Below are 22,874 nucleotides of genomic sequence, written 5' to 3'. Positions count from 1 at the left end.
CCTGACAAGGAGGAAACCATGACCGTATCATCAAAAGCCATACCGGATGACCTACTCGACGCCTTGATGTCGCACTATCAAAAACCCGAGGACCTGATCGGTGCCAATGGTCTGCTGAAGCAGTTGACCAAAGCGATAGTCGAACGGGCCCTGGAAGCGGAAATGACCGCGCACTTGGGCCACGGTAAGCATGAGGCGGTGACCAACGCCAGCAGCAATGCCCGAAACGGCAAAAGCCGGAAAACGCTGAAAGGTGACTTCGGCGACTTGCCTATCGAGATTCCCCGCGACCGTCATGGCGAATTCGAACCGCAGATCATTCCTAAGCATCAACGGCGCTGGACCGGTTTCGACGATAAGATCATTTCGTTATATGCCCGAGGACTGACGGTACGGGAAATCCAAGCCCATTTATTCGAGCTTTACGGCACCGAGGTATCCCCCACCTTGATTTCCTCGGTGACCGACGCGGTACTCGAAGAGGTGGGCGTCTGGCAAAGCCGCCCGCTGGATCCGATTTACCCGATTGTGTACCTCGACTGTCTGCATACCAAAGTGCGCGATAGTGGCAGCGTGCGGGTCAAGGCCGTCTATCTGGCCATCGGTGTCAATCTGGACGGCCACAAAGAAGTGCTGGGGCTGTGGATTGCCCAAAGCGAAGGCGCCAAATTTTGGTTGCAAGTGGTCACCGAGCTCAAGAACCGTGGCGTCAACGACATCTTTATCGCCTGTGTCGATGGTCTGAAGGGATTTCCGGAGGCTATCGAAACCGTGTTTCCCAAAGCGGCCGTTCAACTGTGTATTGTCCACTTGGTCCGTCATAGCCTCAACTATGTCAGCTACAAAAGGCGCCAGTCGGTTGCCGACGACCTCAAGCAGATTTATCGAGCCGCAACGGCGAGGGAAGCCGAGCAAAAGCTGACCGAATTCGAGGCCAACTGGCTGGAGACCTATCCCACGATCGCCCCCATCTGGCGACGAAACTGGGGGCACATCATCCCTTTTTTTGACTATCCGCCCGAGATTCGCAAGGTGATCTACACCACCAATACCATCGAATCGGTGAATCGAAGTCTGAGAAAAATCATGAAAAACCGCGCGGTCTTCCCCAGTGATGACGCCTTGTCCAAACTGCTCTATTTGGCGTTGCGCAATATCAGCCAAAATTGGACCATGCCCGTCTACGATTGGAAAGCCGCTTTGAATCGGTTTAGTATTCAGTTCGAAGATCGCTTCCCTAGCCATTAAACCAAACTACCGTTTACACAAAATTTGGGACACTCCCAATTGCCCTGGACTTGAATGCAATGGATCTATGTATTGTTGGCGGGCTTGCGCGGCTATCGGTCAAGAACTGCCTCATGCTGAAGCAATTTCAATGACCTCTAACTGTTCGTTTGCCACTATATAATCGTCCGCAGTCGTAGGATGCATAAGCGATAGCGTCATGCATCGAGGGGATCCTAAGGCGGCGGATGACGCTCCGCTTATCCGCCCTACGGCCCTACCGTTGATAGGCAGGAGCCAGCCAAAAATCGCCGGACGAAACAACTTGCCAATGGCAACCGCCCAACCGATAGCAGACGCAGGGCGTGGTGAGTTTAAGAACCGCACCAATCGCGAATGTTGCAGTGTACGCTGATTACCATCCTACGGCGATAGTCGGCAACCTGGGATTATCGTAGGGCGGAAGCCGACAGGCGTTCCGCCAAAAAGCTGCGAAACCCGGTGTCAACAGATTCCAAAAAGGCGGAACGCCTGTCGGTTTCCGCCTTACGGGTTATGGCTGAAAAATGAAGGAGTTGTCATACCAATTGTTTGTCATCGAGGATTATTGCGCCTAATCGGGTTGATTTCGTTCCGCCGACCTTGGATAGCACTGGGGGAGTTGCCGGCAATGGCTTCTTGATCAGCTGTTTGTGAGCGAAATCAGGATCCCAGAATTTCACGTCCATTCCCGTCATGAATGTACGGTCAAGACTCTGACATGTTTTAAATTTTCCCGCGGACCCGTCACTGTTTACGATGAGGCGACACTCAGAGAAGTCTGTCATTTTTGGGTGAACCAGATAGATACTACTCCAAACCATACCGTCACCCAACTTATCGGTGGTATGGATCAAGAAGATGGCCTTTGAGACTTTATGCTCCATCTTTTTTGCGATATCAAACCCGATAGTTGGCAACATGTCGTTCCAGATCTTACGCATTCGTGAAAATTCGGCGTCTAGACACCTTTCCGAGTAGTCTGGATCTCTGCAAGCTTTCACCGCTTCAGTAAGTTCCTGATAGGCACCCTGGCCGGAGAACCATTGCCAGTAATAAAAGTTATGAGACGAGATACCTGTTCCTGTTAGTTTCATTGTGGTTTACTCAAATTTATTTATAAAATAAATCCTGCGATCAAATCAGCAGTTATCAATACCATTTCAAATGGGATGCCAAGCGAGTGCAGACCTCTGGAGAGATAAGTAAAATCTTGTTTTTACAATGAGTTATCCGACAATCTATGACGAGGCGCAGCGCGTGATTGGGTCTGAATCAGTGATAATTGTTACTATATTTCGTGTGTGTGACGATATATCGTGTCTAAGGCAATGAGTACTCGGGGTCTCTGCTTTGTCCAACACATTCCCTGGGGTACACTGAAAAACTTTACGTTAAGTGCCCCATTTCAATAAAAACTTGGACAAATTCGATTGGCTTATAAACAAGGAATTAAATGGCTTCTGTCCATGATAAAAATCGCGGTGATACTCGGACAGTCTGGGTGTGTTTTTAATGGTTGAAAGATAATTTGGACAAAATGATTCCTTTTGTCCCAAGTGAGAAAACCGACCCCAGGGCCGTAGGGCGGATAAGCGAAGCGTCATCCGCCGATAATGCGTCAATTATCCGAATTACCCACTTCCAACAATGGCAAGTCCAACCCCGCCCAATTTAGCGGATAAATGTCCATCTTGACCAACCGATGAAAACTTGAATATGGCCAATCCTTAACTGTGACTGCCCAACCATGCTTGACCGGGTTGTAATGGATGTAATCCATATGTGCCGCATAGTCGGCATCATTGATAATGGTGTGTTCCCAATATCGACGTTGCCATAACCCTCGCTCGTGGCGTTTTATTCTGATTGCAGAGCGATATTCGGTTTTAGGTATCGCTTTCGAGAAGGCTTTTTTTATCGCTCGCCATCGGTTGGAATATTGATCGTCGCCGGCCGGTAATGTCCAAATCGCATGCATATGGTCAGGCAAAACCACCCAAGCATCGATATGAAATGGCTGCTTTTCCCGGACCACTCGCACCGCTTCTCGTAACTCTCCAATATGCTCGATCAGTAGCGACGATTTCCGTTCAAGCAAGTTAACGGTGAAAAAATAGGTGCCGCCGGGAATGCGATTGCGTCGATAGTTTGGCATTAGAAAAGTTTTACCGATTTGGCGGATGACGCTACGCTTATCCGCCCTCCAGCCAGTTTGAACCACTACTGGGATTAATTGGCTGCTGTAAAGGCTAGACCAGTCGTTCACTAGAAAACCGGGTTCGCCTTCTTTGGGTCGACTAAGTCAATTCGCCCTTTCCAATTTACCTCATTCTACACTTGCACAATCCTATGGGTATTGATGGCCAACAATTCACCTGAATGAACAGCAGTTTTGAATTTGGATACAACTCAATCAGAGTGCAATTTGCTAGAGCGCGGTTGAAAACAGGCCTCCCATTCAGGCGCTAAGCATCAATTCCACTCGCTTACTCATTAATTTGCATCACTTGATCGTTGGGTAGGCAAGAGGACTAGAGGGAAAGCCTCGTGTCTTTTCTATTTTGATTCACCGTTCATTGACCAGCTAGCCAGCAACTTTTGATGTTCACTCAAGCTAGGTAAACCCGGTCTCGCCCCTATCCTTGAGCAGCAAAACGCCCCGGCCACACTGGCGTAACGCAATACTTCCATCCAGCTCAAGCCGTTGGTAAGGCCGGAGGCAAAGGCACCGTGGAAGGCGTCGCCGGCGCCGGTGGTGTCTATCGCGACGATAGGCGGCGCGCCTAGGCTGCCGTGCTCCTGGCCGCGTTGCCAGATCAAGCCGCGCTCGCCCAGGGTAATAACTACCACCGGGGCAACTTGCGCCAACTTGGATAAGGCAAGATTTTCATCGCCGGCATATTGCACGGCAAACTTTTCCGAACAGACCAGATATTCGACTTTATCCATCAGAGCCAACGTGCCGTCGTGCAGCGAGCCGGCGTCTAACACCGTCGGTACTGGGTGAGTTAACTGATTCAGTAAGCGCAGGGAAATATGCGGTTCGTGCCCATCGAACAACAGCACTTTTGCTGCTAAGGCGTCAAAGTCTATAGCGGTGGCAGGCAAGGCGCTGGTTTGCCCTTTGTAATTGATTAAGGCGCGCTGCCCGTTCGGTTTGACCAGCACCGTGGATAACGGCGTTGGCGATGCGCCGCGTACAACAAGTTGGGTATCGACGCCATGGTCTTGCAACTCCCGTAAATGACTGTCGCCGTACACATCAGTACCCAAATAACCGCAAAAACCGGCCTTGCCGCCTAGTTTGGCGACCGTGACGGCGGCGTTGGCAGCTGGTCCACCGCCGCAGCCCAGCAAGTCGTCGGCGACGATTTTTTCATCGGCGCCGGGGTGATGCGGCACGGAAAACACCAAATCGTAACTGGCATGGCCGATACAAAGCACGTCGAGTGGTGTTGATGTCATTGCGCAACGCCCTTGCTGCGGTTGTCCATCCGCCGTAGGAATTCGCCCATGATGGCTTTGTACAATTCATCGCCCAGATACTTGTCTTCTACGCCACTATCGATGCTGGGGTTGTCATTGACTTCAATCACATAGCCTTTGCCGTTGATCTCTTTGACATCGACGCCGTATAGGCCGTTACCTATCGGTTGCGTGGCTCTTAACGCGGCGTCGAGTACGCCTTTGGGTACTTCAAAAGTAGGCAAGGTATCGAAATTGCCGCTGTCGGTACGCTTGGCGCCATGCCGGTAAATCTGCCAATGGTTTTTCACCATGAAGTAGCGACAGGCATACAAGGCTTTTTGGTTGAAAATGCCGATGCGCCAATCAAAATCGGTGTACAAAAATTCCTGGGCCAGCAACAGCGCCGACTGTTCGAATAACTCGGCGACTTTGCTTTCCAGTTCCTGGCGGTTATGCACTTTGACGATGCCGCGCGAAAACGAGCCGTCCGGAATTTTAATCACCACCGGATAACCGGCGATGGCTTCCAGATTGTCCAGGTGTTGGGTATTGCCTTTGTGCAAGATCCAGGTTTTTGGCGAGGGTACTTTATGGGTGCGAAACAGGTCGGCCAGATAGACTTTGTTGGCGCAGCGCAAGATAGACGTCGGGTCGTCGATTACCACCAAGCCTTCTGCTTCGGCTTTTTTTGCGAAACGGTAGGTATGATGGTCGATGGCGGTGGTCTCGCGGATAAACAAACCGTCAAACTCCGGCAGGCGGCCGTAATGATTCAGCGTAATTAACTCCACATCGATACCCAGTTGCCGGCCGGCATCGATAAATTTTTTCAGCGCTCCGCGATTGCTGGGCGGCAGTTGCTCGGAGGGATTGATCAGAATCGCCAAATCGTAACGCGCGGTCTTTCTGGCTCGGCTTTTCCGCCAGACCTTTTTACTAAAGCGATCCAGCGCATCGGCAAATAAGGTCTGCATCGCATCGTCCAGTTGCCTGGGCGAAACGGCTTTAAGATCGGTGATTTGCCATTGCTGGTCAAAGCGCAAAGCAATTTCCAGTATCGGGCAGGCGAAACGCTCGAACAGTAGCCGCGCCAATTCCTGAAAAGCGGGTTCCGGTGTCGTGCCGAAATAGCTGTGCAGGGTAAATTCGCCGTTTTTGTTTTGATGTTTGAAGGCGCGCGCCAGCGGCTGGTTCAAGTCTTCCAGTTGCAGCCGATACAAGGCATTTTTGCCCAAGTCGTTGATGACTTTGACCGAGGGAATCACATGGTGATTGCGGGCCTCGGCCAGCAGCGAACAATAATAGCCGTCGGATAGATAGGTGTAGCTGCTGCACAGGTTTATCACCCGTACCCGTTGATCGGGGTCAGTTTGTTCGCTGGCCAGATAATCTTCAAAGCTGACGACTTGGTCGCTAGGATAATAAGGATTCCAATCCGAAAGGTCGTCAACGACCAGCAGCGTGCTTGCCATGGTAAAAAGTGCCCGGTAGGTTTATGTTAGGCGGGGATTTTGAAACCAGTCGAGTTTTAAGACAAGTCGAATTCTGCAATCCCTGTTAACACTGCCTATTGCTTGCGGCTTGGGGGTTTGCCACACTGTACAATTACTGTCTCCGAACATTTGAGTATGCAGATGAGTTTGTCCCCATTCGGCACCGAAATCGATACCAGCGTATTCCAGGCTAGTTATGCTAGTGCCCGCCAGGCTTGTTTGTCGCTAATCACAGAGATGGAACAGCCGGTGCGGCATGAGATTTATCAATGCGCCGGACTCGGGCCGGACGGCGAATCTTTGCTGACCGATATTGCCTGGATAGGCGATGAAAATGCCGACAACCTAGTCGTGGTCATCGCCGCGACGCACGGCGTGGAAGGCTTTGCGGGCAGCGCGATACAGCTTGATTTGCTGCAAGGGGTAAGCAAGCGCCAGCTGGACATTCCGAGCGACACGGCGATATTGCTGATTCACGCCCTGACGCCTTGGGGTTATGCCTGGTCGCGGCGGTGTGATGCCGACGGTGTGGATTTAAATCGCAATGCGGTGGATTTTTCGCAGTCTTTGCCGGATAACCCTGATTACGACAAACTGCGGGATTGGCTATTCGTGGCGGATGCGGGGCAAAGACAGCAGGCATTTGCCGATTTTACCCAGGAATACGGCAGAGTCGCGTTGGAAAAAGCCATCAGCGGCGGACAATACCGCGACCCGTCCGGGCCGTTTTTTGGTGGCATAGCGCCGGCCCATGGGCGCCTAGTCTGCGAGGATTTGATTCAACGTCACAATCTGGGCCAACGCTGCTTGGCTGTAGTGGATTTGCATACCGGTCTGGGGCCTTATGGCTACGGGGAAATTATTTGTGACCATCAACCCGACAGCGCCGGCGCGGCGGTTGCGCAAAGCTGGTACGGCGATTCGGTGACCTTGCCTTTAGCGGGTACTTCCAGCTCGGTGCCGAAACTGGGCTTGTTGGATTATCTGTGGCACGCGAACATGAATCCGCAAAGTTGTTACGTGACGCTGGAGTTCGGCACTTACAGCACCGACCACTTGTTTGAAATCCTGCTGCGCGATCACCAGCTTTGGGCTTTGGAGGATAATCACGATCAACGTTTCGCTCATAGCATGGTGATGCGCCAGCATTTCTGTCCCAACGATAATGCCTGGCAGGAAATGGTGTTATTTCGCGCTCGGCAAGTGCTGGGTCAGGCGCTGCGCGGAGTATCGTCGTGACCGCTTTACCGGCCTTAGCGAACCAGTTGGCGGTGCGCCCGGCGCAAAGTACCGATCTGGAGGGCTTGGTGGCCTTGGAAAATGCCAGCTTCGCTACCGATAAATTAAGCCGACGCAGTTTTCGGCATTGGTTGAGTTCCGATCATCGCGCGCTGTTGTTAGCCGAATGGGCGGGGCTGGTGGCCGGCTATATTTTGATCATTTATCATCCCGGCACCCGCTTGGCGCGGATTTATTCGCTGGCGGTGGCGCCACAACTACGCGGCAACGGCATAGCCAAGACTTTAATGTTGGCCGGTGAGCAAGCGGCCCGCGACGACGGTCGCCTATATCTGCGCCTGGAAGTTAGCGTGGATAACACCCCGGCCATCCGTTTATACGAGGCACTGGGTTTTCAAAAGTTTGGCTTGTATCGGGATTATTATCAGGATCATAAAGATGCGTTGCGTTACCAAAAACGCATTCGCCGTTACCGCGATACGCCTCAGCATCGCTCGGTGCATTGGCTGCGGCAAACCACGCCGTTTACCTGCGGCCCGGCGGCCTTAATGATGGCGATGCACGCCTTAAATAAAAGTTATTTGCCGTCGCGCGAACAGGAAATCGAGTTATGGCGCGAAGCGACGACGATTTTTATGACCTCCGGGCACGGCGGTTGCCATCCGATAGGTTTGGCGCTGGCGGCCAAGCGTCGAAGGTTCTCAGTGGAAGTCTGGATCAATCAAACCGGCTCCTTGTTTATCGATAGCGTGCGTAGCGAGGATAAAAAGCAAATTGTCGAGTTGGTCGATACCTGCTTCAAGCGCGAAGCGGCGGAGCAGGGCGTGGCGATACATTACGCCAACATTACGCAAAACGATTTGATAGCCGCCTTCGAAGCCGGGGCTATACCTTTAATCTTGATCAGTACCTTTTCGATGGATCGCAAAAAAGCCCCGCATTGGGTAGTGATGAGTGGCTTTGATAAGGATTGTTTGTATATGCATGATTCCGACCCGGACGATGGCCGGCAGAGTGAGCTGGATTGCCAGTTTATTCCGATTGCCCGCGAGGATTTTGATCGCATGTCCTGTTTTGGTAAATCGCGGTTGCGGACGGCGGTCATTGTTTGGCCGAGCGCTTAGTTCGAGCTTTTCATTCTAAGTTGATTGCGCAAGCGTTACAATTGCGGTAACAGCCTATATATTCACGAGACTTTAATTCATGAACAACCAGCGTCACGACGACAGCAAGAAAGTTAAAAATATTGCCGCAGTTTTGTATCTATTGGTGCTGACTTTTCTAGTCGGCGGTTCTTATCTGCATCAGCAGAGTGCGGATACTGCTCAAATCCCGTCAACTACTGCTGTGCAACCCTAAATTCCGCTCGATCAGCATTTTCGGACGCGCTCCGCTGCACCGAAATTGACATTGCCCTGCAACAACAGTACCTTAGCCGGCTTTCTTTTAGAAGCCGTCTTTAAAATTCAGAATCTCAAGAGTCATTAATGGAAGAATTTCATCGCATTAGCCGCCTGCCGCCGTATGTTTTTAATATCGTCAACGAGCTGAAAGCCAAAGCCCGAGCGGAGGGCGAAGATGTCATCGACTTTGGGATGGGGAATCCGGACCAACCCACGCCCAAGCATATTCTCGACAAAATGGTGGAAGTGGCACAGCGTGATGACACGCATCGTTACTCTGTTTCTAAAGGTATTCCGCGTTTGCGCAAAGCCATTTGCGGGTGGTACAAACGCCGTTTTGATGTTGACTTAGACTTTAATACCGAAGCCATCGTCACCATAGGTTCGAAGGAAGGCTTGTCGCATCTGGCTTTAGCCACGCTGGGCCCTGGCGATGTGGTGTTGGTGCCCAATCCGGCTTACCCGATTCATCCGTATGGCGTGGTGATCGCCGGTGCGGATATTCGCCATGTACCTTTGACGCCTGGCGTGGATTTCTTTGAAGAGTTACAAAAAGGCATTGCCGAATGCTGGCCTAAGCCGAAAATGTTGATTTTAAACTTTCCGGGCAATCCGACTTGCCAATGCGTGGAGCTGGATTTCTTCGAGAAAGTGGTGGCGATTTGTAAGGAACATAATATCTGGATCGTCCACGACATTGCTTATGCGGACATCGTGTTCGACGGTTATGTGGCCCCCTCGATTTTGCAGGTGGAAGGCGCGAAAGACATCGCCGTCGAGTTTTTCTCCTTATCCAAAAGTTACAACATGCCCGGTTGGCGGGTGGGATTTATGTGCGGTAACCCAACCTTGGTCGCTGCATTAACGCGGATCAAATCCTACATGGATTACGGTACATTTACGCCTATTCAAGTCGCGGCGATTACTGCTCTTGAAGGTCCGCAGGATTGTGTGAAGGAAATCTGCGATATGTACGAAGCGCGCCGCGATGTGTTGTGCGACGGCTTGAATGCGATGGGTTGGCATGTCGACAAACCGAGGGCGACCATGTTTGTCTGGGCGAAGATTCCGGAAGCCTATCGGGAAATGGGTTCCATCGAATTTGCCAAGAAACTGATCATCGACGCCAAAGTGGCGGTGTCGCCGGGTATCGGCTTCGGACAACACGGCGACGATCACATCCGCTTCAGCTTGATCGAAAACGAGCACCGGACCCGTCAAGCCTTGCGCAGCATCCGCAATATGCTGAAAAAAGACAACGTAGTATAATCGCCGCCATTTTTGGGTATCACGTTAGGAGTCAGGTTTGAAGCCGGTAACAGTTGGGGTTTTGGGATTGGGCACCGTCGGTGGCGGTACCGTCAACGTGTTGAAAAGGAATGCCGGAGAAATCGCGCGCCGAGCCGGCCGGGAAATCGTGGTCACCCGTGCTTCTGCGAGAGATCTAAACCGGACGCGGATTTGTGCAACCGATGGCATTACCTTGACGGCCGATCCGTTCGAGATCGTCAACGATCCTGATATCGATGTGGTGGTCGAGTTGATCGGCGGCTACGATCTGGCGAAACAATTGGTGTTAACCGCGATTGCTAACGGCAAACACGTGGTTACCGCCAATAAAGCCCTGATCGCGCTGCACGGTAATGAAATTTTCGCCGAAGCCAGCAAAAAAGGCGTGATGGTCTTGTTCGAAGCGGCAGTGGCCGGCGGCATACCGATCATCAAAGCCATCCGCGAAGGTCTGGCCGGTAACCGCATCAAATGGCTGGCCGGCATTATTAACGGTACCGGTAATTTCATCCTCACCGAAATGCGCGACAAGGGCCGCGATTTTGCCGATGTCTTGGCCGAAGCGCAGGCTTTGGGTTACGCTGAAGCCGATCCCACCTTTGACGTGGAAGGTATCGATGCAGGTCACAAGCTGACCATACTGGCGTCGATTGCCTTTGGCATCCCGCTGCAATTCGAAAAAGTCTTCACCGAAGGCATCACCAAAATTACCCGTCTGGATGTCGAATACGCCGAAGCGCTGGGTTATCGAATCAAGAACCTGGGTATCGCTCGTAAAACCGAGGATGGCATCGAACTGCGCGTGCATCCGACCCTAATTCCCAAGCGTCGTCTGATAGCCAATGTCGACGGTGTGATGAACGCGGTGCTGGTCTGCGGCGACGCCGTGGGTCCAACCTTATATTACGGCGCCGGCGCCGGCGCCGAGCCGACTGCTTCAGCGGTAGTGGCCGATCTGGTCGATGTGGTCAGAGCTATGACCAGCGACCCGGAAAACCGGGTGCCGCATCTTGCCTTCCAAGCCGATGCGATTGCCGACATTCCGGTGTTGCCTGCCGAGCAAATTAAAACCGCTTACTATCTGCGTCTGACCGCCGAAGACAAACCCGGCGTGTTGGCGGATGTCACCCGAATTCTAGCTGCGCACAATATCAGCATCGAAGCCCTGATTCAAAAGGAGCCGCCGCAGGGCGAGACTTCCGTGCCGATCATCATGTTGACGCAACTAACCTTAGAAAAAGAAATGAACGCCGCGATTGCGGCCATCGAAGCGTTGGCAACAGTCAGCGGTAAAGTGGCGCGGATTCGCTTGGAAACTTTAGGATAAATAATGGCCACCCCAACTCGCTACACAGGTATTATCGAACGCTACCGCGACCGCTTGCCGGTCTCCGCCGATACTCGGATCATCAGTCTTTGCGAGGGCAACACCCCGCTGATTCAACTGCAAAACATTCCGCGCTTAATTGGCAAGGATGTTGATATTTACGTGAAGTTCGAAGGTTTGAACCCGACCGGTTCGTTCAAAGATCGCGGTATGACCATGGCAGTGACCAAAGCGGTGGAAGAGGGCAGCCAGGCCATTATCTGCGCCTCGACCGGAAACACCTCGGCCGCAGCTGCTGCGTATGCGGTGCGGGCCGGCATTCGTGCCTTCGTATTGATTCCCGAGGGCAAAATTGCTTTGGGTAAGTTGGCGCAAACCATGATGTACGGAGCCAAGATCATTCAGATCAAAGGCAATTTCGATGCCGGCATGTCTATTGTTAAGGAAATCGCCGATCACGCGCCGGTAACCATCGTTAATTCCATCAATCCATTTCGTATCGACGGCCAAAAAACCGCCGCGTTCGAGATTGTCGATGCCTTGGGCGATGCGCCGGATTTCCATTGCTTGCCCGTCGGTAACGCCGGCAATATCACCGCCTATTGGAAAGGCTATAAGGAATATTCAACTGATAGCGCCACGCATAAAGCCGTGACCAAAAAGCGCCCGGTAATGTGCGGCTATCAAGCGGCAGGCGCCGCGCCGTTTTTAGCCGGCCATCCGGTGGAAAATCCGGAAACGATTGCCACGGCAATCCGTATCGGCAATCCACAATCTTGGGATGGTGCTTGGACCGCGCAGAAACAATCCGGCGGTTGGTTCGCATCGTTTACGGACCCGCAAATTCTGGCCGCGCAAAAAATGTTGTCGGCCTATGAGGGTATTTTCTGTGAGCCGGCCTCGGCCACTTCATTGGCCGGTGCCTTGCAGGATATCGCTAACGGCAACATCCCCGAAGGTAGCAAGATCGTCTGTACTTTGACTGGCAACGGCATCAAAGATCCCGATACAGCCATTGCGCAATGCAAGGATGATCAGCCAATAACGATAGATGCCTCGCTGGAAGCGGTGAAGAAAGCCATTTTGGATTCGATGTGAGTCTGACGATGAGCATCGTAAAGCCGGCAAATGCCGGCTTTTTTATTGTCTGATATGTATCTGCAAAGCGTTAAGAAAGTCATAGTGCCCAGACCGGTGCAGACTAAAAATCCGCACTTTGGCGAGATGGATCCGGTGCTGCAACGCATTTTTTCCAGCCGGGGCGTACAGGGCGCGGAAGAACTTGATCGTAGTCTGGCTAGTTTACCTTCGCCGTGGTTACTGACCGGCATGAAGGAGATGGTCGAGCATTTGGTTCTGGCTATCAAACAACGGCAAAAGATTACTGTGGTCGCCGATTTCGATGCCGATGGCGCCACCAGTTGTGCCTTGGCCTTGAAGGGTTTGAGCTTGTTGGGGGCCGGTGCGGTGGATTTTGTGGTGCCCAATCGTTTTGAATACGGATACGGTCTGACTCCGGAAATCGTTGAGCTGGTGAAACGGCAAGCTCCCGACGTTATCGTCACAGTGGATAATGGTGTTTCCAGTATTGATGGCGTCAAAACTGCCAAGGCTGCTGGCATCAAAGTGTTGATCACCGATCATCATTTACCGGGTCTGGAATTGCCGGCTGCCGATGCGATGGTTAATCCCAATTTGCCCGACGATAAATTTCCCAGTCGGAATATCGCCGGTGTGGGCGTGATGTTTTATATCCTGATGGCCTTGCGGATTCGTTTACGCGAACTGCATTGGTTTGAAAAATCCGGCATTCCCGAGCCGAATCTGGCGCGTCTGCTGGATTATGTGGCCTTGGGCACCGTGGCGGACGTGGTGGCATTGGATCAGGTCAACCGGATCTTGGTGCATCGAGGTTTGTTGCGAATTCGCTCCGGGCAATGTCAGCCGGGTATCAAGGCCTTGGCCGAAGTCGCCGGCAAGCAGTTGTCAGGGATACATGCCAGCGATCTGGGGTTTTCCATTGCGCCGCGCTTGAACGCGGCCGGGCGGATGGACGATATGTCTTTGGGTATCCAGTGTTTGCTGACCGACGATGCGGGGCTGGCGCATGATATAGCCGAACAATTGCATGCCTTGAACCAAGATAGAAAAGAAGTCGAAGGCCAGATGAAAGTCGAGGCCATGGCTTTACTGTCCGAAATGAAAGCCCTCGACGAAAAACATGTGCCGGCAGGGGTTTGTCTGTACGACGGCAATTGGCATCAAGGCGTGATTGGTATCCTGGCATCGCGGATCAAAGACCGCTTACACCGGCCGGTGATCGCGTTTGCTCCAGCCGACAATGGCGACATTAAGGGGTCTGCCCGTTCCATCAATGGTGTGCATATTCGCGATGTGCTCAGTGAGATTGCCGCCAAGCATCCGCAGATTTTAAGCAAGTTCGGCGGCCACGCGATGGCGGCGGGTTTGACGATTAAATTGCATGACTATCCGCATTTTGCGCTGGCATTCGCCGAAACAGTGGCGGCGAAATTGGAGTTGGTGGATCTGGAACAGAAGGTCTATTCCGACGGCGAACTGGACGAGCAGCACATGACCTTGGCTTTTGCGGAAGCGCTCCAGCAAGCCGCAGTATGGGGGCAAACCTTTCCCGAGCCGGTATTCAATGGCGTATTCGATGTGATCCAATGCCGGATCGTCGGTCAGCAGCATTTAAAATTTGTGTTGCGCTTGCCGTTTAGTGGCCAGTTGTTGGATGCGATTGCGTTTTTTGCCGATCATCCGGAGAAATGGCTGGGTTGCCGGAAAATAAACGCGGCGTATAAGCTGGACATTAACGAATTTCGCGGGCAACGCAGCCTGCAACTGTTGTTGCATTATCTGGAGAAATGGGAATAACAGCCTATGTCTGAGAGATTGTTACGCTGGATAGACGAACATACGCTGGCTTTGCTGCTGGCGATTATGCTGTTGCGCGGCGGATTCTTGCTGATCAACGGCTTTGATTTGATCGGCGATGAGAGCTATTACTGGGACTGGTCGCGGCAACCGGACTGGTGCTATTACAGTAAACCGCCGATGATTGCCTGGCTGATCGGTGCGTTTACCTGGCTATTGGGTGATTACACGTTTACCGTACGCTTGCCGGCGCTGCTGTTGGGTACGGTTTTTCTGTGGTTTTTTCACGCCACGGCAAAAGCGTTTTACGGTGCGCGCGGCGGAGCTTTGGCGCTGTTGCTGGTGTTGGCAACGCCGATCAATGTGCTGGCCAACTTCCTGATGACTATCGATGCACCACTGTATTGTTTCTGGATGATGACCGTGTATTTCTTAAGGCGGGCGTTGTTCGACCAGCAAGCGCGCGCCTGGTGTTGGGCGGGATTGGCCAGTGCCGCCGCCTTGCTCAGCAAGCAATCTGCATTGATCTTGCCGTTAATGTTGCTGATCTTTTTAGCCGTGGATGAGCAACGCCGTGGTTTGTTGAAAAAAGAGTTTCTGGTTTATTTAAGCCCTATCGTCATCGCGGCAGTGCCGATTTTATGGTGGAACCAACAGCACGATTGGGTGATGTTCGGGCATAGCAAAGGCCATTTCGGTAACCATGAACCGGTAAGCGTGCTTAAGCATTTACAATGGGCCAGAGATTTTCTGTTGTATCAGCTGTTGTTGGTCTCGCCGGTGCTGTTTGTGTTGGTGGTGATGAGCAGCACGCAAGCGGCGTTTAACTTCAAACGTTTGTCGGCCGAACAAAGGTTTTTGTTACTAATGGGTCCAGCCTTGTTACTGGGCGTTTTGCTACTCAGTGTGCTGCAAAAAGCCCAAGGCAATTGGCCGATGCCGTTTTATTTTACCGGCCTGATTTTGTTGGCCGGCAATGGGCTGGCGGGTGCCTGGAAAAGGACCTTGAAATACGGCATCGGGCTGGGTTTGGCGATGGTGCTGTTGACTTATACGCTGCCTATCGTGTTACAAGTCTTAAAACTGCAAAACACCGCGTTCGATCCCACCAAGCGCTTCAACAGCTGGCAGGAATTGGCGATTAATGTGCATTTCGAGCGCTTGATCAGTTTACCCAACCTGGATAATACCTTTGTGGTAGCCTTGGGCCATCGTTATCTGGCGAGCGAGTTGGCGTTTTATTTACCCGATCACCCGAAGGTTTATCGCTACGAACCCAGTGGCTTGGTGACATCGCAATACGAAGTCTGGCCCGGTCCGCATGCGTTTGTTGGCAAAAACGGCTTTGTGATGGGTGAAACCCCGGAGGAAAACGTACCCGCAGAATTGAAAGCGGCGTTTCAAAATTTTCGGTTCTTGGCGCAAATTCCCAATCCTGCCAAGCCAAATTCCCCGTATTACCTGTATTTAGGTGAAAACCTGAAGTTTTGGCCGGAAACCGTCCGGCTAACATCGGATAAGGAAAGCTATGCCCCATCTGAAAATTAGACGCGCGCGCACAGAACTAATGCTCGTGTTGCTATTGGCGGCACTGACGACACTATTGTTTGGGCTGACAGATCTGGATTTGCGCTTGGCGGCTATGTTTTATCATCCGGAAAATCCCGGTGATGTCTGGCCGACCCAGCATTGGTGGCCCTGGAAGCTATTGTATGACTATGCTTTTCCGTTCACCTTGTGGGCCGGTCTGATAGCGTTGGCGGTTTATGTCCTGAGTCATTTTCATGCTTACACGCAACGTTTTCGCAGGAAGGCCTTATATATTCTGCTGGTCATTGCTTTAGGTCCGGGCCTGGTAGTTAATCTTATTGTTAAGGATCATTGGGGAAGACCCCGGCCGGTGCATGTCAGCCAGTTCGGTGGCGAGCATCAGTATGTACCACCAGCAAAATTCGGTCACACCCCGGACAAATCATTCGTCTGCGGCCATTGCTCGGTAGGCTATACATTTTTTGTATTGTATTTTCTGTCGCAAAACCACAAAGTCATTTATTTTCTGCTGACAATAGTGCTGGCTTGGACCTTGGGCTTTACCCGGATGACCTCGGGCGGGCATTTTGCGTCGGATATTTTGTGGTCCGGATATCTGGTGTTTTTGGTGGCCTATGCCTTGTATTACGGTTGGTATATTCGCATAAAACCGGATACGAAGATCACGCAATGACGGTGGCAATCAAGATTTGGGTGGATGCGGACGCCTGTCCCAATTTGATAAAAACGGTATTGTTTCGCGTCGCCCAAAAAAGACAGCTGGAATTGCTGCTGATCGCCAATCAAAGCATAGCCGCGCCGCCGTCCCGCTATATCAAATCCATTCGCGTCAGCGGCGGTTTCGATGTGGCTGATGATTATATCGTCGAGCATCTGCGGGCTGGTGATGTGGCGATTACCGGCGATATTCCGCTCGCCGCAAAAATCATAGCCAAACAGGGTTTTGTCATTAACCCGCGCGGCGAAGCTTACACGGCGGAGAATATCGGCGAGAAACTGGCCATGCGCGATTTCATGGAGGGCTTGCGTGATAACGGTTTGGCAGCCGGTGGTGCCGCGGCTATGACGGCCAAAGATGTCCAAAATTTCGCCAACGCGCTAGATAGACTTCTGGTCGCCCGGCAAATATAACAAGCTGAGTTTTCAGGGTTAGCTTGATATAATGGCAAAGTTTTATTTACCTAAACACGAGAGATTTGCATGATTCAAGGTAGTATCGTTGCGCTGGTAACCCCGATGATGGAAGACGGTGCAGTGGATGAAGTCAGTCTGAAAAAGCTGGTCGAATTCCATATAGAGCAAGGGACGGATGCACTGGTCGCGGTTGGCACCACTGGCGAATCTGCCACTCTTGACGAAGACGAACATTGTGCGGTCATCAAGTTTATCGTCGATTGCGTGGCGGGAAGGATACCGGTAATTGCCGGGACCGGCGCTAATTGCACTCGCGAGGCGATTCGTCTGACCCAAAAAGCTAAGGAAGTTGGGGCAGATGCCTGTTTATTGGTTACCCCTTACTACAACAAACCGACTCAGGAAGGCTTGTACCTGCATTACAAAGCCATCGCCGAAGCAGTCGATATTCCGCAAATCCTGTACAACGTGCCGGGCCGTACTGCCTGCGACTTGTTGCCGGAAACCGTGGGTAGACTCGCGAAAATCGATAACATCGTTGGCGTGAAAGAAGCGACCGGCAAGTTGGAAAGGGTTAAACAGATCCGGGATTTTACCGGCGACGATTTTGCGCTGTATACCGGCGACGACGCCACCAGCTGTGAATTTTGTTTGTTGGGTGGCAACGGTAGCATCACCGTAACCGGCAACGTGGCACCGAAACTGGTCCATGAAATGTTGGCAGCGGCGATGGCAGGTGATCGCGCGACTGCCGAGGCGATAGATGCCAAATTGACCGGTTTACATAGCAGTCTATTCATTCAATCCAATCCCATCCCCGTGAAATGGGCAGTAGCTGAAATGGGTTTGATGGGCCAAGGCATCCGTTTGCCTTTGACTTGGCTGACCGAGGACTGTTTCGCTACCGTAAGTGCGGCGATGCATCAAGCCGGCGTTTTATAATCATGAAAACTCGCCTATACGGTCGTGTGGTGCTGGTCTCTGCGTTGCTGTTAAATGCCTCGTGCAGCACCATCAAGAGCTGGTTTCCGGATAAGGAAAGAGATTATCAATTTACAACTGAAATCCCCGAATTAGTCGTCCCGGACGATCTGAAAACCAAGACCCTGGCGACGCGTCCGGTAAGCAATGCGCCGGAACCAACGCCAGCACCGGTGCAGCAGGAGCCCGTCCAATCTGCGGCAGTCGCGGATGCCGTCGAACCCGTACCCAGCAAGCCGGAGAAGACCGAAACAAAAGAGACTGTATCGGCAGCAGCTGGCTCCGGGCGTAGCGTGCAAGCAGCCGGCAGCAGTGGTGTCAGCAGTTTACAAATCGATCAATCGTCCACTCAAGCGTGGTGGATAGTCGGTAAAGCCTTGAGCCGGCAAAAATTGGAAGTGGTCGAACGGAACATGGATAAAGGCTATTTCTTCGTAAAATACGACCCTGACGCTATTAAGCCGGAAGACGGTTCCATTCTGGACGAAGTCACTTTTTTATTCGGCGACGATCCTAGCCAGGAACAAGAATACCGGGTAAGTCTGCATCAACTCGATGAACTGCTGACCGAAGTGACCGTGCAAGATAGTGACGGTAAGACCCTGTCAAATGCCGCTGCCACCTCCTTGCTCAGATTAATCACCGAAGGCATCAACCAGGATATACCCAGCAGCACCCCCGACAAGTCGGATGGCGCGGCCGATAGTGCAGCCGCCCCATAAAATCGCCGCATTGCTTGCGGTTTGGGGCTTACCGCGTTGTACGTTCGGAATGTCCCGTATTTATCTCTTTCAGCTATAAAAATCGACTCAAACACAGCCCATGTTGACCCTATCCGGAACCTCCGCTCTTTCCCGTTTTCGCATTGAAAAGCTGCTGACCGAACTACAGACAGTCGCCGGCAGCATTACTGCCGTTACTGCCCGGTTTCAGCATTTCATACAAATCGATGGGCAGCTATCCGCAGAGCAATCGGCGATGCTGGAACGCTTGCTCGATTACGGCCAAAGCGATGAAAACAGCGAAAATGCGGCGGTGGAAGGGAACGGCGAATCGCCTGAATCCCCGTTTTTCTCCTTGTGGGTGGTGCCGCGTTTGGGCACTATTTCGCCTTGGTCCAGTAAGGCTTCGGAAATAGCCGAGCGTTGCGGCCTGTCGGCGGTAAAACGCATTGAGCGCGGTATCGAATATCGCTTTACCACTACCGATACTTTGAGCGATGCCGTTAAACACCAACTGGCGGCTTTACTGCACGATAGAATGATCCAACAAGTGGTTTACGATCAGGCTGAACTTGATTTGTTTGCCGAGTACGATCCCCAGCCCTTACAAACCGTGGCTATCATCGAGCAGGGCAGGGATGCGTTGGTTAAGGCCAACGCTGAATTAGGCATGGCCTTGTCTACCGATGAGATCGATTATTTGACCGAGAGCTTCATCAATTTAGGCCGTAACCCGACCGATGTGGAACTGATGATGTTCGCTCAGGCCAACTCTGAGCATTGCCGGCATAAAATTTTCAACGCCAGTTGGACGATAGACGGCGAAGAGCAAGCCAAGTCTTTGTTCGCGATGATCCGCAATACTCACACTCTAAACCCGCAAGGTGTGCTGTCCGCCTACAGCGACAACTCGTCGGTGTTGGAAGGCCCTACAGCCAAGGTGTTCATCCGCGATGCAGCTAATAACTACGCCTACGGTTATGTAGAAGAACAGGCGCACATGTTGATGAAGGTGGAAACCCACAACCATCCGACTGCGATTTCCCCGCATCCCGGCGCAGCAACCGGTTCCGGCGGCGAGATTCGCGACGAAGGCGCCACCGGCCGAGGTTCGGCGACCAAGGCCGGCTTGACCGGTTTCAGCGTCTCGCATCTGAAAATCCCCGGCTTTTCTCAACCCTGGGAAGCGGATTACGGCAAGCCGGAGCGTATCGTCTCGGCGTTGGACATCATGCTGGAAGGGCCAATCGGCGGCGCCGCGTTCAATAACGAATTCGGTCGGCCCAATATCGCCGGTTATTTCCGCAGTTTCGAACAACCGGCTGAAACTGGCGAAGCGAACCAATATCGCGGCTACCATAAACCCATCATGATTGCCGGCGGCATGGGCAACATCCGGCCGATGCTGGTCGATAAGCAGGCGATTCCGGCAGGTTCCTTAATCATCATCCTGGGCGGTCCGGCGATGTTGATTGGTTTGGGCGGCGGCGCGGCGTCCTCGCAAACCTCCGGAGAAAGTGCGGCGGAACTGGATTTTGCCTCGGTGCAACGCGAAAACCCGGAAATGGAACGCCGTTGTCAGGAAGTCATCAATCACTGTAATTCCTTGGGCGAAGATACGCCTATCGTCTCTATCCACGACATCGGCGCCGGCGGCTTGTCCAACGCGGTGCCGGAAATCATTCACGATTGCGATCGCGGCGGCCGTTTTGAATTGCGCAAGGTGCAGAACGCCGACAAGGGTATGTCGCCGATGCAAATCTGGTGCAACGAAGCCCAGGAACGCTATGTGGTGGCTATCAAGCCTGAGTCGCTGGAACTGTTCGAATCTTTTTGCAAACGCGAACATTGTCTGTATGCGGTAATCGGCGAAGCGACTGATGCCGAGCATCTGACGCTGAGCGACGAATGGCTTGGGGGTAAACCGGTTGATCTGCCGATGTCGGTATTGTTCGGCAAGCCGCCCAAAATGCATAGAAACGTGCAGCGTTTGACCAAGAATTTGCCTGACTTGCAACTGGACAAAGTCGAATTGGCCGAAGCGGTGAGACGGATCTTGGCGTTTCCGGCCGTCGCGGACAAGAGCTTCTTGATTCACATCGGCGACCGCTCAGTGACCGGGCTCGTCGCTCGCGACCAGATGGTCGGTCCTTGGCAAGTGCCTGTAGCTGACGTCGCGGTCACGGCTTCCGGCTTTTATGCCCACACTGGCGAAGCGATGGCGATGGGCGAACGCACTCCATTGGCCTTAATTGACGGCCCGGCTTCCGGCCGTATGGCGATAGGTGAGGCTTTGACCAACTTGGCCGCGGCTCGCATCGGCAAGCTTAATGATGTCAAATTGTCCGCTAACTGGATGGCTGCTTGCGGCAGCCCCGGCGAAGACGCGGCGCTGTTCGATACCGTTAAGGCAGTAGGCATGGAATTGTGCCCGGAATTGGGCATTGCGATTCCGGTCGGCAAGGATTCGCTGTCTATGAAAAGCGTCTGGCATGACAAGACCATGACCGCGCCGCTATCATTGATTATCACCGCCTTCGCGCCGGTGCATGACGTTCGTCTTACACTGACTCCCGAGTTGAAAAATGCCGATAGCGTGTTGCTGTTGATCGATCTCGGTCGGGGCAAGAATCGCCTCGGTGGTTCGGTGCTGGCCCAAGTTTACAATCAGCTCGGCAACCAGGCACCGGATCTGGACGACGCCGGTTTGTTCAAGCGTTTCTTCGACACCATTCAAGCCTTGAACGAACAGGGGCTGATCCTGGCTTATCATGATCGGTCCGATGGCGGCTTGCTGGCAACGGTAGCCGAAATGTTGTTCGCCAGTCGTAAGGGTGTCGATCTGGATATTTCCGATTTGGGTAGTGATGTATTGGCGGCCTTGTTCAACGAAGAGTTGGGCGCCGTGCTGCAAGTGAAAACGGCGGAATTGGATCATGTCGCAAGAATACTGGATCAGGCCGGACTCGACGAATTCACCCATATTGTCGGTAAATTAAGCTCTGATCAAAGGTTGCGTATCGTTCGGAACGGCGACGAAATCTACAGTGCTGAGCGCGCGGAATTGCAACAAACCTGGTCGGAAGTCAGCTTCAGGATGCAGGCCTTGCGCGACAATCCAGATTGTGCTCAGCAACAATTCGAGCGTATCGCCGACGACAACGATCCAGGCTTGTCGGCTCAGTTGACTTACGACATCAACGACAATGTCGCTGCGAAATTCGCGGGTGCGGTCAGACCCAAAGTCGCGATTTTGCGAGAGCAAGGTGTCAACGGCCATGTGGAAATGGCGGCAGCCTTCGATAGAGCCGGTTTCGCGGCAATTGACGTACATATGACCGACATCATCGGCGGTCGTGTGTCGCTGGCGGATTTTACCGGTCTGGTGGCTTGTGGCGGTTTTTCGTATGGTGACGTGCTCGGTGCGGGTGGCGGCTGGGCCAAATCGATTTTATTCAACCCGAAAGCGCGTGATGAATTTGCCGCGTTTTTTGCGCGTCCCGATACGTTTGGTTTGGGTGTTTGCAACGGTTGTCAGATGATGTCCGGCCTGAAGGAGATTATTCCTGGCGCTGAACGCTGGCCGCAGTTCAAACGCAATCTGTCCGAACAATTCGAGGCGCGGGTCGCGATGGTCAAGGTGCAAGCGTCGCCGTCGATTTTCTTCAAAGGCATGGCGGGTTCGATACTGCCGGTTGTGGTGGCTCACGGCGAAGGCCGCGCCGAGTTCGATTCTCATAACCCTGCCGGAGCCGAAGTTGCGATCAGTTATGTCGATAACTACGGCAATGAAACCGAAGCCTTTCCGGCCAACCCGAACGGCTCGCCGCTAGGCATTACCGGTTTAACCACCGCCGATGGTCGTTTTACCATCATGATGCCGCATCCGGAGCGTTGCTTCAGAGCGATACAAAACTCCTGGCATCCGGCTGAGTGGCTGGAAGAGGGGGCGTGGTTGCGGATGTTCAGAAATGCCCGGGTTTGGGTAGGCTGAGTCAAGGCCGAGGCTTTCGTTTGCTTAAATATGAATCCTTTAGCGTCGAGTTGGTGTACGACATATCCTGAGCCCTCTATGTTTAAAGGGCTGCACTTTGCAGTT

Annotated in this window: 18 protein-coding genes; 14 read left to right on the top strand and 4 right to left on the bottom strand. The window is 52.7% G+C overall.

Annotated elements, in window-relative coordinates; genetic code table 11:
• Positions 1-18: 18 nt before the first annotated feature.
• A complete protein-coding gene (locus ACR64Q_RS11740; RefSeq protein WP_026600850.1) occupies positions 19-1,248 on the top strand; it encodes an IS256 family transposase in 1,230 nt (409 codons plus the stop codon).
• 557 nt (positions 1,249-1,805) lie between these two features.
• On the opposite strand, the gene ACR64Q_RS11735 is transcribed toward ACR64Q_RS11740, so the two are convergent.
• From ACR64Q_RS11735 to ACR64Q_RS11720, 4 genes are all read right to left on the bottom strand, one after another.
• Positions 1,806-2,363: a hypothetical protein gene (locus ACR64Q_RS11735; protein ID WP_026601026.1), complete on the bottom strand. Its 558-nt coding sequence runs from the start codon at positions 2,361-2,363 to the stop codon at positions 1,806-1,808.
• Positions 2,364-2,887: 524 nt separating this feature from the next.
• Positions 2,888-3,424, bottom strand: a complete 537-nt coding sequence (locus tag ACR64Q_RS11730) for an REP-associated tyrosine transposase (protein ID WP_036276871.1) — start codon at positions 3,422-3,424, stop codon at positions 2,888-2,890.
• A gap of 401 nt (positions 3,425-3,825) precedes the next feature.
• Complete coding sequence (locus ACR64Q_RS11725; protein WP_026601024.1) at positions 3,826-4,734, bottom strand: carbohydrate kinase family protein; 909 nt, start codon at positions 4,732-4,734, stop codon at positions 3,826-3,828.
• Positions 4,731-6,209 carry a RimK family protein gene (locus tag ACR64Q_RS11720; RefSeq protein ID WP_026601023.1) on the bottom strand — a complete coding sequence of 493 codons (1,479 nt, stop codon included), beginning with the start codon at positions 6,207-6,209 and terminating at the stop codon, positions 4,731-4,733. Before ACR64Q_RS11720 ends, ACR64Q_RS11725 begins: the two co-directional genes overlap by 4 nt.
• A gap of 162 nt (positions 6,210-6,371) precedes the next feature.
• Here ACR64Q_RS11720 and ACR64Q_RS11715 point away from each other — a divergent pair, with 162 nt between their 5' ends.
• The 13 genes from ACR64Q_RS11715 (at position 6,372) to purL (ending at position 22,769) form a co-directional block, all read left to right on the top strand.
• Positions 6,372-7,469, top strand: coding sequence for a DUF2817 domain-containing protein (locus ACR64Q_RS11715; RefSeq protein WP_313734883.1), 1,098 nt, complete (start codon positions 6,372-6,374; stop codon positions 7,467-7,469).
• Positions 7,466-8,593 carry a GNAT family N-acetyltransferase/peptidase C39 family protein gene (locus ACR64Q_RS11710; RefSeq protein WP_026601021.1) on the top strand — a complete coding sequence of 376 codons (1,128 nt, stop codon included), beginning with the start codon at positions 7,466-7,468 and terminating at the stop codon, positions 8,591-8,593. The genes ACR64Q_RS11715 and ACR64Q_RS11710 overlap by 4 nt, the downstream gene beginning before the upstream one ends.
• Before the next feature lie 79 nt (positions 8,594-8,672).
• Positions 8,673-8,828, top strand: coding sequence for a hypothetical protein (locus tag ACR64Q_RS11705; RefSeq protein WP_197026928.1), 156 nt, complete (start codon positions 8,673-8,675; stop codon positions 8,826-8,828).
• A gap of 128 nt (positions 8,829-8,956) precedes the next feature.
• Positions 8,957-10,141 (top strand): alanine transaminase, encoded by a 1,185-nt coding sequence (gene alaC / locus ACR64Q_RS11700; protein ID WP_020481479.1) that lies wholly within the window; start codon positions 8,957-8,959, stop codon positions 10,139-10,141.
• A gap of 37 nt (positions 10,142-10,178) precedes the next feature.
• Positions 10,179-11,489, top strand: coding sequence for a homoserine dehydrogenase (locus ACR64Q_RS11695; RefSeq protein ID WP_036275601.1), 1,311 nt, complete (start codon positions 10,179-10,181; stop codon positions 11,487-11,489).
• Between the two features lie 3 nt (positions 11,490-11,492).
• Positions 11,493-12,587, top strand: a complete 1,095-nt coding sequence (gene thrC / locus ACR64Q_RS11690) for a threonine synthase (protein WP_313734880.1) — start codon at positions 11,493-11,495, stop codon at positions 12,585-12,587.
• Positions 12,588-12,617: 30 nt separating this feature from the next.
• Positions 12,618-14,387 (top strand): single-stranded-DNA-specific exonuclease RecJ, encoded by a 1,770-nt coding sequence (gene recJ / locus ACR64Q_RS11685; protein WP_313734878.1) that lies wholly within the window; start codon positions 12,618-12,620, stop codon positions 14,385-14,387.
• 6 nt (positions 14,388-14,393) lie between these two features.
• Positions 14,394-15,935 carry an ArnT family glycosyltransferase gene (locus ACR64Q_RS11680; protein ID WP_313734876.1) on the top strand — a complete coding sequence of 514 codons (1,542 nt, stop codon included), beginning with the start codon at positions 14,394-14,396 and terminating at the stop codon, positions 15,933-15,935.
• 19 nt (positions 15,936-15,954) lie between these two features.
• Positions 15,955-16,611: a phosphatase PAP2 family protein gene (locus tag ACR64Q_RS11675; protein WP_483823328.1), complete on the top strand. Its 657-nt coding sequence runs from the start codon at positions 15,955-15,957 to the stop codon at positions 16,609-16,611.
• Positions 16,608-17,069: a YaiI/YqxD family protein gene (locus tag ACR64Q_RS11670; protein WP_313734874.1), complete on the top strand. Its 462-nt coding sequence runs from the start codon at positions 16,608-16,610 to the stop codon at positions 17,067-17,069. The genes ACR64Q_RS11675 and ACR64Q_RS11670 overlap by 4 nt, the downstream gene beginning before the upstream one ends.
• A 69-nt stretch (positions 17,070-17,138) precedes the next feature.
• Positions 17,139-18,014: a 4-hydroxy-tetrahydrodipicolinate synthase gene (gene dapA, locus ACR64Q_RS11665; protein ID WP_313734873.1), complete on the top strand. Its 876-nt coding sequence runs from the start codon at positions 17,139-17,141 to the stop codon at positions 18,012-18,014.
• Between the two features lie 2 nt (positions 18,015-18,016).
• Positions 18,017-18,775, top strand: coding sequence for an outer membrane protein assembly factor BamC (gene bamC, locus ACR64Q_RS11660; protein WP_313734872.1), 759 nt, complete (start codon positions 18,017-18,019; stop codon positions 18,773-18,775).
• Positions 18,776-18,875: 100 nt separating this feature from the next.
• Positions 18,876-22,769 (top strand): phosphoribosylformylglycinamidine synthase, encoded by a 3,894-nt coding sequence (purL, locus tag ACR64Q_RS11655; RefSeq protein ID WP_313734870.1) that lies wholly within the window; start codon positions 18,876-18,878, stop codon positions 22,767-22,769.
• The last annotated feature ends 105 nt before the right edge of the window (positions 22,770-22,874 follow it).

The sequence above is a fragment of the Methylomonas sp. 2F7 genome, assembly GCF_057126975.1.
This window is presented reverse-complemented; position numbering and strand designations above follow the sequence as displayed.

What these genes read in the sequence shown, in the direction of transcription:
- bamC (WP_313734872.1), top strand. Translation starts at nt 18,017, where the DNA reads ATGAAAACTCGCCTATACGGTCGTGTGGTGCTGGTCTCTGCGTTGCTG.
- purL (WP_313734870.1), top strand. Translation starts at nt 18,876, where the DNA reads ATGTTGACCCTATCCGGAACCTCCGCTCTTTCCCGTTTTCGCATTGAA.
- recJ (WP_313734878.1), top strand. Translation starts at nt 12,618, where the DNA reads ATGCCGGCTTTTTTATTGTCTGATATGTATCTGCAAAGCGTTAAGAAA.
- ACR64Q_RS11720 (WP_026601023.1), bottom strand. Translation starts at nt 6,209, where the DNA reads ATGGCAAGCACGCTGCTGGTCGTTGACGACCTTTCGGATTGGAATCCT.
- ACR64Q_RS11675 (WP_483823328.1), top strand. Translation starts at nt 15,955, where the DNA reads ATGCTCGTGTTGCTATTGGCGGCACTGACGACACTATTGTTTGGGCTG.
- thrC (WP_313734880.1), top strand. Translation starts at nt 11,493, where the DNA reads ATGGCCACCCCAACTCGCTACACAGGTATTATCGAACGCTACCGCGAC.
- ACR64Q_RS11715 (WP_313734883.1), top strand. Translation starts at nt 6,372, where the DNA reads ATGAGTTTGTCCCCATTCGGCACCGAAATCGATACCAGCGTATTCCAG.
- ACR64Q_RS11670 (WP_313734874.1), top strand. Translation starts at nt 16,608, where the DNA reads ATGACGGTGGCAATCAAGATTTGGGTGGATGCGGACGCCTGTCCCAAT.
- ACR64Q_RS11730 (WP_036276871.1), bottom strand. Translation starts at nt 3,424, where the DNA reads ATGCCAAACTATCGACGCAATCGCATTCCCGGCGGCACCTATTTTTTC.
- ACR64Q_RS11740 (WP_026600850.1), top strand. Translation starts at nt 19, where the DNA reads ATGACCGTATCATCAAAAGCCATACCGGATGACCTACTCGACGCCTTG.
- ACR64Q_RS11705 (WP_197026928.1), top strand. Translation starts at nt 8,673, where the DNA reads ATGAACAACCAGCGTCACGACGACAGCAAGAAAGTTAAAAATATTGCC.
- dapA (WP_313734873.1), top strand. Translation starts at nt 17,139, where the DNA reads ATGATTCAAGGTAGTATCGTTGCGCTGGTAACCCCGATGATGGAAGAC.
- ACR64Q_RS11680 (WP_313734876.1), top strand. Translation starts at nt 14,394, where the DNA reads ATGTCTGAGAGATTGTTACGCTGGATAGACGAACATACGCTGGCTTTG.
- ACR64Q_RS11735 (WP_026601026.1), bottom strand. Translation starts at nt 2,363, where the DNA reads ATGAAACTAACAGGAACAGGTATCTCGTCTCATAACTTTTATTACTGG.
- ACR64Q_RS11725 (WP_026601024.1), bottom strand. Translation starts at nt 4,734, where the DNA reads ATGACATCAACACCACTCGACGTGCTTTGTATCGGCCATGCCAGTTAC.
- alaC (WP_020481479.1), top strand. Translation starts at nt 8,957, where the DNA reads ATGGAAGAATTTCATCGCATTAGCCGCCTGCCGCCGTATGTTTTTAAT.